Consider the following 12,802-nt stretch of genomic DNA (forward strand, 5'->3'; position numbering starts at 1 on the left):
ACATGGCCGAGCTCGCCGACCTTGTCCTTGATAATGCGACGTTTCTCCTCGCGCATGGCCGGGTTGCGGCGGTTCAGCTGATGGCGTTTGAAGACGCGGTAAATGGTCGAAGGCGACGGTACCGTATCGCGCCGCTCGCGCAAGGCGGCGTGGACCTCATAGCGGTTCATGCCGCGCTGCCGGCAGGCGATGATCTCGGCCTCGATGCCCTCCGGCTCGCGGCGCTCCCGCCATTTCGGCCCGCGGCGCTGCGGCAACAGGTCGGCCTCCGCGCCGCTCCGCAGATAGCGGTTGTAGTACTTCCGGAACGTCTGCGAGCAGGTGCCGTGGTGGCGGTAGAAGTCCCCGACCCGCCGGAACGTCGGTGACCGGCCTGCCTTCACCTCCTCATAGTCCGCGATCAAGAACCGCCACTTCTGAATGTAATTCCGCTCAATCGTCCGGTCGAAGCTGTTGTCGCGCATCGAATCCCCCCGCTGGGCTGGATTCGATCACCGAATTAGTGAACATGCACAGCAATGACGCGCCTCATTGAAGGCGCTCGTTCGGCTCTGCAACTTGATCGGCGCGCAGTGCATCTGCTTCGCAGTGCAGCACAAAAAAGATGCGAGCCGCTATCATTTTCATCTTGACCGATCTGGATCAATACCTTTGAAATAAAGCTAGTATTTAAAGGTAGATAGATACGTGCACCGATCGATCATGCGAGCGCGAGCCATTCGTGCTTGCGCGGTATGAAAAATCCCCAACAGCCAGGAAATAGAGGCGAAGGCGACATGAAGAGAATCGGCCTGTCCGCGGTTGCGCTTACGATTGGACTCGCGGCGGCTTGGCCTGCCGCGGCGCAGGAAAAGCCTGATGCGTTGGGCCTCGGCATATTCACCTTCACCTCGGGGCCCGCGGCGGCCTACGGCATGCCGGGCAAGAACGCGGCCGACCTGATGATCGAGCAGATCAATGCAAAGGGCGGCATCGGGGGCGTGCCGGTCAGCGCGACCTATGTCGATGAAGCGCAAGGCGCGCAGGGCGTGATTGCCGAGTACCGGCGCCTGGCGGCAGATGCGAAGAACCAGGTCATGGTGGCCGCGCTATCGAGTGCAAATTGCCTGGCGCTGGCTCCGATCGCCGAGCAGCTCGAAATCCCGACCGTCGGCTGGAATTGCGACACGCATCAGCTTCTGACCGATGGCAAGAGCAAATATGTATTTCGGCCCAACGGAAACACCGTTCCGGAGTTCATCGCGTATGCGATCTATCTGCTGGACCGCAAGCCGGATGTGAAAACGGTCGCCATCATTAATCCGGACTATGCCTTCGGCCACGACGCAGCGACGATTTTCAAGGCCGCGTTGAAGGCCTTGAAGCCGGATGTGGAAGTGGTGGCGGAGCTCTACCCAAAACTCGGCTCGCCGAACTACCAGACCGAAATCTCGCGCTTGACGACCGCGCATCCGGATGTCGTGTTCTCCAATCTGTGGGGCGGCGACCTCGAGAACTTCGTGCGGCAGGCTTCGCCACGCGGCCTGTTCCGTTCGAGCCAGGTGATCCTCGCGCTTGGCGAGACCGTGCTGCAGCGGGTCGATTTGCCCGAAGGCGTGATCGTCGGCGTGCTCGGCGACGGCTGGTGGATGTCGCCGGACGCCAAGGCCAATCCGGAGACAGCCGCTTTCGTTGCCGCCTACAAGGCTCGTTTCGGCGAGTATCCGGTGTTTCCTTCGATCAAGATGGCCAACACGCTTATCTACGTGAAGGCGGCGTATCAGGCAGCGATGCAGAAGAACGGCGGCAAGTGGCCGACGCGCGCGGAAATCGCCGAAGCGATGAAGGCAAGCAAAGTGGCGACGCTGACCGGCACGACGGAAACCCGCGCCGACAATGATGGCCTCGTTGACCAGATCGTGGGCGTGACAGTGAAGTCGCCGGACCACCCGTTCCCTGTTATCGGGCAGATGGTCCGCTACAAGGGCGACAAGCTGATGCCGCAGGCTGGCCAGGATCCAATCGGCTGGATCTCGACCCTGACGCCGGAGTTCGCGAAGAGCCTGCCGAAGCCGGGAAGCTACAAATAGGGTGGCGGCATCGCTGCTTGCGATGCCGGGTGAGGGCCGATGTTGAATGCGATCATTCCCCTGCTGCTGGACAGCCTCGCCAGTGCGGCGCTGATCTTCTTTGCGGCGGTCGGCCTGACCCTGGTGTTCAGCGTGCTTCGTGTGCTGAATGTCGCGCATGGCAGCCTCTATTCCATCGGCGGCTATGTCGCGGCATCGGCCTGCCTGTTCATCGCGAGCCGGCAGATGAACCCCTATCTCTCTTTCGTGGCGCTCCTCTTCAGCGCTGTCTTCGTCGCCGCGATCTTCGGGCCGGTCGTCGAGCGCAGCCTGGTCCGGTGGACCTACGGAAAATCGGAGGCCGTTCAGATCCTGATCACGTTCGGACTCTTCCTCATGCTTGAAGACCTGCAGCGCATGATCTTCGGCGTGCAATCCTATTATGAGGACACGCCGATGCGTCTGCTCGGCACGACGAACCTCAGCGGCGTCGTCTATCTGAACTACCAGATCGTGCTGATCGTCATGGCGGTTGCCGTGGTGGTCGGCTTGCGCTTCCTGATCCGGCATACCCGGACAGGGCGATTGATGACGGCGGTCGTCGCCGATCGCGAAATGGCGCAGGCGGTCGGCATCGATACAAATCGGATTTTCATGCTGGCCTTTTCTCTCGGCGTGTTCTTGGCCGCCCTCGGTGGCGCATTGGCGACACCGACCTCCGGCATCGCACCCGGGCTCGGCGCCGACACCATGGTGCTCGCCTTCGCGGTCGCGGCGATCGGCGGCCTGGGTCAGATCGAGGGTGCGGCGGTGGCTTCGCTGATCGTGGGCCTGGCGCGGGTGCTGGCGATCTATGTGGCGCCGGAGCTCGATGCGGTGGCGCCTTATGCGGCGATGCTGGTCGTGTTGCTCATTCGCCCCTACGGCCTGTTCGGATCAACCAGCGTGAGGAGGGTCTAGGGTGCGAACGATCCTTGCCGCAGCCGGGATCCTTGTGATCGCGGCCCTTCCTCTCGTCGCGCCCTGGCTTCAGTTCGTGCTGACGCTCGCGGTCGCCAAAGGTTTTGCGGCCCTCGGTGTCGCCGTTCTCCTGCGTGCGGGATTGATCTCCATCGGGCACGCGATGTTCTTTGCCGCGAGCGCTTATGGCGTTACGTTCCTGGCGCGCTTGGGTGTCAACGACTTCGCCGTGTTGCTGGCCGTCTCGGTGCTCGCCGCCGCGGCCGTCGGCGCGATCGTCGGCTCGTTCCTCGTCCGCTACCGCGCGATCTTCTTTGCGATGCTGAACCTGGCGGTGTCGATGGTCTTTTATGCGCTCTGCGCCAAGCTCTACGGCGTCACCGGCGGGACGGACGGCATGCCCGTGCCTATCCCGACCATCTTTGGGATTTCGCTCGGCGAGGCCGCGTTCAAGCAAGTTCTGTTCTATGTCAGTCTGATGCTGATCGTGATCGTCGGCGCCGCCGTACACCGCTATCTCGACAGCCCGCTGGGGCATGCACTGTCAGCCGTCCATACCAACGAGATACGGCTTGAATATCTGGGGATTCCGGTGTGGGCCGTTCTCCTGATCGCCTACGTCATCTCGGCTGCGCTGGCCGGGCTTGGCGGTGCCATTGCAGGTTTTGCGATCGGACGCGTGGTGCCGGATTTTGCGTTCTGGACCGCCTCCGGGCATCTCGTGCTCGTCGCCGTCCTCGGTGGGATCGGCGGGGTGCCCGGTGCCTTCATCGGTGCGTTCTTTCTGGAACTGCTGCATAGCGCCGCAGTGACGGTGACCGATGCCTGGAATCTTGTTGTCGGCGCCGCCCTGATCATCGTGATCATGTTCCTGCCGCGGGGCTTCTACGGCTTCTTCGAACGCGAGAAGGCGTCCGCGCTATGAAGCCGGCCATTCTCGAAACCAAGGATATTCACGTTGCGTTCAACGGGGTCAAGGCGGCCGACGGCGTGAACTTGAGGGTGGGCGAGGGCGAATTCCTGGCGGTCATCGGGCCGAATGGGTCCGGCAAGACGACGCTTCTGAACATCTGCACCGGCTATATCAAGCCGCAATCAGGACGCGTATGTCTCGAAGGAAAGGACATCACGCGCCTTGGACCGCGCGCGATCGCTCGGCGAGGAGTTGCACGAGCGTTCCAGATCCCGCAGCTCTTTTCGGACCAGCGCGTCATCGACAACATGATGCTGGCGCTGGCTGCCAAGGACGGGCTATGGAGCGCGATCAGGCCGCTCGAAACCGAGGCGCGACATCAGGAAGCAACGAGGCTGCTTGAGCTGGTCGGGCTGGCCGATGATGCGAAGCGCATCAGCCGTACCTTGCCGGAAGGCCATCGCAAGCTGCTCGACATTGCCGTCGCGATGGCGTTGAAGCCACGCCTGCTGCTTCTGGATGAGCCGACCAGCGGGGTCAGCGTCCTGGAACGCTTCCCGCTGATGGAGGCGTTGATGGCCGCGCTGCGGCAGGCGCGGATCACGGCCTTGTTCGTCGAGCACGACATGGAGGTGGTGGCCCGCTATGCCAATCGCGTCCTGGTCTGGAACGCAGGGCAGATCATGGCCGAGGGACGCCCCGACGACGTCTTCAGCGATGCACGGGTTCTTGAACGCGTCGTGGGAGTGGCCTGATGCTTCGCCTCGAAAAGGTCAGCGTCTCCATCGAGGGCGTCCGTGTGCTTCGCGACGTGAGCTGCGAGCTGATCGACCGCAAGGCCACGGTGCTGATCGGACGTAATGGCGCGGGCAAAACCACCACGCTGCGCGCGATCATGGGGCTGATCGGCCTGGATGGCGGCACGATCCGCCTGGACGACGACGAGCTCGACAGGCTGCCGGCGCACCGACGCGCCCACCTCGGTATCGGCTATGCGCCCGAGGACCGTCGATTGATTCCCGATCTGAGCGTCGAGGAGAACATTCGTCTGCCGACGCTCGCGCTCAAGCTTGAGAAGGCGGAGTGCCGTCGCCGGCTGGACGAAGTCTATACGCTGCTGCCCGAACTGCATGTGATGCGGGCAAGACCCGCGGGCGGCGTTTCCGGCGGGCAGGGGAAAATGGTCGCACTGGGCCGCGCGCTGACCGTGGCGCGCACCGTGCTCCTGCTCGATGAGCCGTTCCAGGGCCTCGCCCCGGCGCTCGCACTCAACTACGCGCGCACGCTTGGCGAGCTGCGAAAGCATCGTCCCGAGCTCGCTCTGCTGATCACCGAATCGACGCCGGCACTGCTCGATCGTATCGCCGACTGCACGCTGCAGATCGAGCGCGGCGAAATCATCAAGCCAAACGAGAATGAGGGAAAGTCATGTTCCTGCAATTCGAGCGCATCGCGCGAGACAGAACCGACCATGTCGGGGTCGAGATCGATGCTCTGATCATCGCGGGTTGGGCCGGCAGGGACACGGCGGCGATCGAGCACCACATCGAGGAACTCGCCGCGATCGGCGTGCCACGGCCGTCGACGACACCGCTCTATTACCGCGTCGCGGCGCAGACCTTGACCCAGGCAAGCCGCCTGGCCGTGCTCGGCCCGGACACGTCGGGAGAAGTGGAGCCTGTCGTCGTCGCGATGGCCGACGGACTCTGGATCGGCCTCGGTTCGGACCACACCGACCGGAAGGCGGAAGCCGCGGGGATTGCGCTATCCAAGCAGCTTTGCGGCAAGCCGGTGGGGACGCGGCTATGGTCCTATGCGGATGTCGAAGGGCATTGGGATGAGCTGATCCTGCGGTCTTGGGCGTCGATCGACGGCGAGCGCGTTCTTTATCAGGAGAGCCCGGTCTCGAGCTTGAGAACGCCGCGAGATCTCATTCGCAAGCGCACCGGCGCCGATACACTTCCAACCGGTACGTTGATGTTTTGCGGAACGCCCGGCGCGATCGGCGGGATCCGGCCGGCGGCCCGTTTCGAGATGGAGCTGCAAGATCCCGTCCTCAAGCGCTCGCTGACGCACAGCTATGAGATCGAGGCCCTTCCGGTCATCTCCTGAAGGCGCGACGATGGCTCGAGGCGGAACGGGCATGCGGTGCAGCATAACAATATCGCGACGAGCCATCACTTCTGTCTTGACCGTCCCCAAATAATAGCTTTGAAATAAAGCTATCCTTTAAAGCGAACTCTGGATGTCATCTGAACTCTCATTCCGTCGCGCTCTGTCGCAGTTCGCCACCGGTGTCGCCGTCATCACGGCGCGCGGGGCGGCGGGCGAGGCGGTCGGCATGACCATGAGCTCGTTCAATTCGGTTTCGCTCGATCCGCCACTGGTGCTGTTCAGCGTCGACCGCCGCGCGCTGAGCCTGCCGGCGATGCGCGATGCGGCGGGCTATGCCGTCAACATCCTGAGCCGCCAGCAAGAGGCACTGTCGAACCAGTTCGCCAAAGCGCTTGGCGACAAGTGGCGCGATGTCGCCCATTCGCTTGGCCATGCGGAGGCGCCCTTGATCGAGGGCGCGCTGGCGCACTTCGAATGCGAGCCTTACGCCCAGCACGATGGCGGCGACCATGTCATTTTCGTCGGCCGCGTCGTGCGTTTCAGCGCGCGGGAGGACGAATCCCCGCTGGTGTTCTTTCGGGGCAAGTACTGTGCGCTGGCCGAAGGCGGCCAGCGCGAGCCAACCTGGCCGTTGCCGATCCATTACTGATCGGCGTACGCCACTCCAATGCGAGGAGCAAGACCAATGATCAAGACAGGCGAACAGCACATTGCATCGCTGCGCGACGGTCGGACCATCGTGATCGACGGCAACAAGATCGATGATCCGACGGGGCATCCTGCCTTCACGCGCCTGGTCCATTCGGTTGGCGGACTCTATGACTTCGTGGCCGCGCCCGAGAACCGCGAACTGATGACCTATGCGACGGCAGACGGCGAGCGTGTCAACCGCATCTGGGAACTTCCGCGCAGCCGCGAGGATCTTGTCGGCCGCCGCCGGGCACTGGAGGCCTGGGGAAGTCTCCACGCCGGGTTTCTTGGCCGCGCGCCGGACCACGTCGCCTCCTGCATCGCCGGGATGTATATGGGCCTCGACGCGTTCGAGGCCTATGACCCTGCGCGCGCCAAGGCGCTTGCCGACTACTACGCCTATGCGCGCGACCGCGATCTCTACTTGACCTACGTCATCATCAACCCGCAGGCGGACCGCTCCAAGCCGGCCTCGCAGCAGAAGGATGCATTCCTGACCGCGGCGGTGGTAGACCAGGATGCGGCAGGCATTACCGTGCGCGGCGCCAAGATGCTTGCCACGGGCGGTGTGGTGGCGAACGAGGTTTTCGTTACCTGCATCCAGCCGCTGCAGCCCGGCGACGAGCCTTACGCCTTGTCGTTCGCGGTGCCGATGAACGCGAAGGGCCTCACGCTGCTGTCGCGCAAGTCGTATGAAGCGGCCTCGCCGTCCGTCTTCGACAATCCGCTCGGCAGCCGTTTCGACGAGAACGACGCGGTGTTGTATTTCGACGACGTCAAGGTGCCGTGGGAGCGCATCTTCATCTTCAAGAACCTGGAGATGTGCCAAAAGCAATTCCACGCAACCCCGGCGCATGTCTACCAGAACTACCAGGCCATGGTCCGATTGTCGGTCAAGGTGCGGTTCCTGCTCGGAATCGCGCGGCGCATCTCCGAGGTCAACGGAGTTCTCGCCTTCCCGCAAGTGCGCGAGACGCTCGGCCAGCTCGCCGCCGAGGCCGGCATGATCGATGCGATGGTCGCGGCCATGGAAGCGAAGGGGACGAATTACAACGGCTACTTCGTTCCGGACCGGCATACGCTGTACGCCGCGCAGACGCTGACTCAGCAGCTTTACCCGAAGATCATCAACACGCTGCGCGACCTCGCGGGCGGCGGCATGATCATGCTGCCGTCATCGGTGAAGGACTTCGCCAATCCCGAGGTCGCGGCGCTGATCGACGCGACGCAGCAGTCACCGGTAGCGAGCGCCACCGAACGGGTCAAGTTCTTCAGGCTCGCGTGGGACGCCGTCGGCTCCGAATTCGCCTCGCGGCACCAGCAGTATGAGATGTTCTACGCGGGCGCGACTTTCGTCACCAAGGGACATTCATTCCGAACCTACGACTGGGCCGCCGCGGGCGCGCTCGTCGACGGCATGCTCGGCGGCTACGAACTCGCCGACGAGGTGAAGCATCAGCAGGCCGCGGCCTGAGAGGAGAACGCACGATGGCAATCAACAAGATCCACGACGAATTCCACACCTTGGACATGAACGCGGGGTGGGAAACGCCACCCGGCTATCCCACGGGCATCAAGCAGAAGATCCTTTCGGGGGCTCTCGACGAGGCCGGGCGCGGCGGCAGCCGCACGCGGCTTTTAAAGTTCGATCCGGGCGTCTACACCACGGCGCCGTTCGTCCACGAATATTGGGAAGAGGTGTTCCTGGTTTCGGGCGACCTCACGGTCGGCAATGACGCTCAGGGCAATGGCGGCGAATCGTTCAAGCCGTACACTTACGCCTGCCGTCCCCCGGGGGCGGTGCACGGTCCGTTCAAATCCGAGAAAGGTTGCCTGCTGCTCGAGATCCATTACTTCGATCCGGCCTAAAGCGGTCATCCGCCGGTCGGAATGCCCGGCTTGCTCGCATGGTTGGGCCGCGCTCTCGCACGTGGCACGAACGGTGCTTGCGTGCTAATGGCGGCGATGAACGCAAGCGTTCATCTATCATGCGTTCATGATGGGATTTCGGGGTGCAGCGGGAAGTAGGGACACCTCTTAAGACAGATGTGCTTGTAGTCGGTGCGGGCGGCGCGGGGATGTATGCCGCGCTCGAGGCCGCGCGCACCGGCGCTGATGTGATATTGGCCGACCGTAGCCTGATTGGCCGCGGCGGGGCGACCGTGATGGCGCAGATGACGGTCGCGGCGGCGCTCGGCGAGCAAACGCCGGATCATTGGGAACATCATCTTGGCGATACCATCGCCGCCGGCCGCGGGCTGTGTGATGAAAAGCTCGCGGCGATCCTGTGTGAGGATGGCCCGCGGCGCATTCGCGAGATGGATGGCTGGAAGGTGGGATGGGCCCGCGAGGATGGTCACATCAAGCAGGTCCAGGCGCCCGGCCATGATCGGCCGCGCTGCGTCTATGTGGACTTTCTCTCCACCGGCCCGGCCGTGTCCAAGACGCTTCGGGGCCAATTGAACGAGGCGAGCGGCATTCGGCGGATCGGCGATCTCCTGATCGTCGATATCACGGTTCGCGACGGTGAAGCCTGCGGCGCGACAGCCCTGCATCTTGCGACCGGCACCATCGTGACGATCGCGGCGCGGGCCGTGGTCATCGCGACCGGGGGATTGACGCGGCTCTATCGGCGCAACAGCGCCTCGTCCAATATGGGTGGTGACGGCTATGCGCTGGCGCTTCGCGCCGGTGCGGAGCTCGTCGATATGGAGTTCGTGCAGTTCTTTCCGATCGGCCATCTCGCGCCGCGGCTGGTCGGGATGGACCCGATCATGTGGGATCCCTTCCGTTACAAGCTCGGTGGCAAGCTCTTGAATGCCGACATGCGAGAGTTCGAGGCGGACTATGCCAATCGCGATGGGCGCAGCGATGGCCGATACGTTCTGACGCGTGACCTTGCGACCTACGCCATCTCCAAGGAAGTGGAAGCCGGGCGCGGCAGCCCGGCCGGCGGGGCCTATCTCAGCTTTCAGCACGTCGCGCCCGATGAGATACGCCGCGCCTTCGGCCCTGTGGTCGATCGGCTTGCCGCCAACGGCATCGACCTCGCGCGCCAGCCCATCGAGGTGGCGCCCATCGCCCACTATCACATGGGCGGAATCCGTGTGGACGAAACACTCGAAACGCGGGTTACGGGACTTTTCGCTTGCGGCGAGGCTATCGGCGGTGCGAACGGCGCCAATCGGCTGTCCGGAAATGCGATCACCGAGACTTTCGTCTTTGGTGCCCGCGCCGGACGTCATGCCGCTTTGCGCGCGGTAAAGCAATCGGGGGCGGCGGAGCCGGACGTTGCGGCCATCGATCTTCTGCGCCGCGCGACGCGCCGCGATGCACCGAACACCGCGGCGCTCGTTGCTGCCGTGCAGTCACTGATGGCGGAGAAAGTCGGGCCTTTTCGTGCCGACGATAAGCTGCGGTCGGCAATCGCAGAATTAGCCGAGATCACGAACGAGATCGGCGATAACCCGATCGCGTCATCGGCCGGTGGCTTCGATCCCGTGCTGGTCGATTGGCTTGACCTGCGCAACATGTTGTTGGTCGCCCACGCCGTGGCCTTGCCGGCACTCGCCCGCACCGAAAGCCGGGGCGCCCATCAGCGGGAGGATTATCCCGGACAGAGCGACAATTGGGGCGTCAATCAGATCGTGGAGCTTGCGGGTCAGACCCTGAACGTCACGCTTGCGGAAAAGAGGATCGCCGCATGAAAGCCGTGCTTGCCATTCAACGCGGTACTCCGGGTGAAGCGCCTCGTATGGAGACGTTCGAGGTCGAGTTCGAAGCCGGTCAGTCGGTGCTCGATGGCCTACGGGTATTGCGTCGCGATCAGGATCCTTCGCTCGCCTTCCGCTTCTCCTGCATCAATGCAAACGCCTGCAAGGAATGCATGATGCTGATCGACGGCGAGGTCGATTATTGCCTGCACCGTCCGTCTCAAGGAGGGCGTGACGAGGCTCGGGCCACTGCCGAAAAAGGCGCTTGTACGCGATCTCGTCACCGAAATCGCACCTCCCGACGAACGGCTGGAGCGCGTCAGCCGAAGCTGAAAGGGGACGGAAAGAGATCCGTTTCCAAAATGCACGGCAGTGAATGTTGGCGTGCCGCAATATCGCTTGCTTGCGGGCGTGAGGTGATGAGGTTTTGGCCGGGAGCTATCCGAAGAAGGAGACAGAGCGATGCGCTTGCCCGTTATTCCGCCCGACAAGCTTAACGACGAACAAAAGCCCCTGGCGGCCGATATGAAAGAGGGGATCACCAGGAGCTTTCAGGGTTTCGTGAACATACGCGATGACGGCGCGCTATTGGGGCCCTGGAATCCCTGGTTGCAGGAGCCGAAGTTCGGCAAACCGGTTTGGGAGCTGACCAAGGCGATGGCATTCAATCCTTCGCTGCCGGCTGCGGTCCGCGAAGTCGCGATCCTTGTGACAGGCGCGCATTTCAAGGCGGCATACGAACTCTACGCGCATGTGATCGTTGCCGAGCGGAAGGGATTGTCCGACGAAAAGCTCGCAACCATCGTGGCCGGCCAGCGTCCAGTCGACCTGACGAAGCAGGAGGCTGTCGCCTACGACTTCGCATCCGCGCTGGTGTCCGGTGGGGTCTTGCCGGAACTGACCTACAGGGCGGCGCTGGAGCAGTTTGGGCCGCACGGAGCGGCGGAATTATCCTATCTGATCGGTCTCTACTGCATGGTCTCGGTCACACTCAATACATTCGATGTTCCCGTTCCGGAGCATTGAGCGACTGCGTGCCGGCGCAAGTCTTGCGTCACGCCTGTAACGATGCAAAGAGGATTTGAAACGCGACAGCAACACGTCGGCGGTACGAATTCAAACGGCTTGTGCAGGGGGCCTCACGTGTTTCCCCGCCGGCCCGTCGTTTCGATCCACCTCACGACGTCAGGCAGGATTGCGTTGGCCGCAAGCTCCAGAGTTCGGCACCCATGATCACCAAGAGCAGAACCATAACGCGCCGCGACTGCCTGGCTGCCAGCGGCATCGCACTCGGCAGCTTTCGTCTTGCCCGGGCTGCCGCGGGAACGGAGTCGATGCCACATTCTCTTCTCCGCCTGTCGCTCAATGAAAATCCGCTTGGACCCTCGGCGGCCGCCAAAGAAGCGATCCGAAACGAGATCGATCAGATTTGCCGCTACCCGGGCCCAAAGGCCGATCTGCTGCTGACCAAGGCGATCGCGACGAGGGAGGAGGTGCCGGGCGATCAGATCGTGCTTGGAGAGATTTTGGGCCAGTTGGGATTTCAGTTGGCGGCCAATGGACCGCTCGGAGGAGAGTTCATCTACTCCGAGCCAGGCTACACGGCGTTGGTCGATGCTGTCGCGCCCGGGGGTGGGCTGGTCGTTCCCGTTGCGCTGAACGAGAAGCTTGAGAACGACCTTCCCGCCATTTCCTCGAAAATGAGCGCGCGAACTCAGGCGATTTATCTTGTCAACCCGCATAATCCGAGCGGCACCGTAAGCGACAGCGAGGCGTTCCTGCGGTTCGTGCGCGAGATGTCTACTCATACCACCGTGATCGTGGACGAAGCTTATCTCGAGTTCGAGCCGGACTTCGAGCAGCGGACCGCCGTTGGACTGACGCGTGCGGGAGACAATGTGATTGTGTTCCGAACCTTCGCCAAGATCTTCGGGCTCGCGGGTCTTTCGATCGGCTACGCTGTTGCACCCAAGGCGCATGCGGCCGCCTTGAAGCGCGCCGGGATCGGCGGCCCCGACGCATTTGACCGGTTGGCCCTCGCAGCGGCACTCGCCAGCCTGCAAGACACTGGATACATCCCGATGATGAGGGCCAAGGTGGCGGCCGAACGCGACAAGTGGCATCGGCTGTTCGACAGCTTGAATGTTCGGCACACGGACTCGCGCGGCAATTTCGTCTTTTTCGAGACGCGCAGGCCGCACGCGGAGTTTTCGCAGGCGCTGCGGGCGAAGGGGATCGATATCGGTCGCGCGTTCCCACCCCTTGATCAATGGGCCCGAATCTCGATCGGGCTGCCGACCGAAAATGAGATCGCCCGCGAGGCGGTCGCCGCGGTGCTGGGCTAGTCGGGTCATCCGATCGGC

Annotated in this window: 14 protein-coding genes; 13 read left to right on the top strand and 1 reads right to left on the bottom strand. The window is 63.0% G+C overall.

The genetic code is table 11. From position 1 onward, the window contains the following. Positions 1 to 404, bottom strand: a 404-nt coding sequence (locus F758_RS44070) for a helix-turn-helix domain-containing protein (RefSeq protein WP_210200098.1), incomplete at its 3' end; no start/stop codon positions are given. A 372-nt stretch (positions 405 to 776) separates the two neighbouring features. Here F758_RS44070 and F758_RS0116230 point away from each other — a divergent pair. From F758_RS0116230 to F758_RS0116290, 13 genes are all read left to right on the top strand, one after another. Beyond that, complete coding sequence (locus F758_RS0116230; protein ID WP_024508843.1) at positions 777 to 2,069, top strand: ABC transporter substrate-binding protein; 1,293 nt, start codon at positions 777 to 779, stop codon at positions 2,067 to 2,069. A 39-nt stretch (positions 2,070 to 2,108) separates the two neighbouring features. Then, entirely contained in the window at positions 2,109 to 3,008 is a 900-nt protein-coding gene (locus F758_RS0116235; protein ID WP_024508844.1) for a branched-chain amino acid ABC transporter permease, read from the top strand. A 1-nt stretch (position 3,009) separates the two neighbouring features. After that, a complete protein-coding gene (locus F758_RS0116240; RefSeq protein WP_024508845.1) occupies positions 3,010 to 3,933 on the top strand; it encodes a branched-chain amino acid ABC transporter permease in 924 nt (307 codons plus the stop codon). After that, entirely contained in the window at positions 3,930 to 4,676 is a 747-nt protein-coding gene (locus F758_RS0116245) for an ABC transporter ATP-binding protein (protein WP_024508846.1), read from the top strand. Before F758_RS0116240 ends, F758_RS0116245 begins: the two co-directional genes overlap by 4 nt. Beyond that, complete coding sequence (locus F758_RS0116250; protein WP_024508847.1) at positions 4,676 to 5,419, top strand: ABC transporter ATP-binding protein; 744 nt, start codon at positions 4,676 to 4,678, stop codon at positions 5,417 to 5,419. The genes F758_RS0116245 and F758_RS0116250 overlap by 1 nt, the downstream gene beginning before the upstream one ends. After that, on the top strand, positions 5,350 to 6,033 hold the full coding sequence (locus F758_RS0116255; protein WP_035722232.1) for a DUF2848 domain-containing protein: 684 nt from the start codon (positions 5,350 to 5,352) through the stop codon (positions 6,031 to 6,033). The genes F758_RS0116250 and F758_RS0116255 overlap by 70 nt, the downstream gene beginning before the upstream one ends. 133 nt (positions 6,034 to 6,166) lie before the next feature. Next, positions 6,167 to 6,685, top strand: coding sequence for a flavin reductase family protein (locus F758_RS0116260; protein WP_024508849.1), 519 nt, complete (start codon positions 6,167 to 6,169; stop codon positions 6,683 to 6,685). A 36-nt stretch (positions 6,686 to 6,721) separates the two neighbouring features. Then, on the top strand, positions 6,722 to 8,200 hold the full coding sequence (locus tag F758_RS0116265; RefSeq protein WP_024508850.1) for a 4-hydroxyphenylacetate 3-hydroxylase family protein: 1,479 nt from the start codon (positions 6,722 to 6,724) through the stop codon (positions 8,198 to 8,200). A 14-nt stretch (positions 8,201 to 8,214) separates the two neighbouring features. Then, entirely contained in the window at positions 8,215 to 8,595 is a 381-nt protein-coding gene (locus F758_RS0116270; protein WP_024508851.1) for a cupin domain-containing protein, read from the top strand. A gap of 179 nt (positions 8,596 to 8,774) precedes the next feature. Then, a complete protein-coding gene (locus F758_RS0116275) occupies positions 8,775 to 10,433 on the top strand; it encodes an FAD-binding protein (protein WP_283805863.1) in 1,659 nt (552 codons plus the stop codon). Then, positions 10,430 to 10,936, top strand: a complete 507-nt coding sequence (locus F758_RS47840) for a 2Fe-2S iron-sulfur cluster-binding protein (protein ID WP_198026505.1) — start codon at positions 10,430 to 10,432, stop codon at positions 10,934 to 10,936. Before F758_RS0116275 ends, F758_RS47840 begins: the two co-directional genes overlap by 4 nt. Further along, positions 10,902 to 11,465, top strand: coding sequence for a carboxymuconolactone decarboxylase family protein (locus tag F758_RS0116285; RefSeq protein WP_024508853.1), 564 nt, complete (start codon positions 10,902 to 10,904; stop codon positions 11,463 to 11,465). The genes F758_RS47840 and F758_RS0116285 overlap by 35 nt, the downstream gene beginning before the upstream one ends. Before the next feature lie 308 nt (positions 11,466 to 11,773). Beyond that, positions 11,774 to 12,784, top strand: coding sequence for a pyridoxal phosphate-dependent aminotransferase (locus F758_RS0116290; RefSeq protein WP_051386923.1), 1,011 nt, complete (start codon positions 11,774 to 11,776; stop codon positions 12,782 to 12,784). Positions 12,785 to 12,802: the final 18 nt, after the last annotated feature.

This window comes from Bradyrhizobium sp. ARR65, assembly GCF_000472385.1.
Classification (GTDB): Bacteria; Pseudomonadota; Alphaproteobacteria; order Rhizobiales; family Xanthobacteraceae; genus Bradyrhizobium.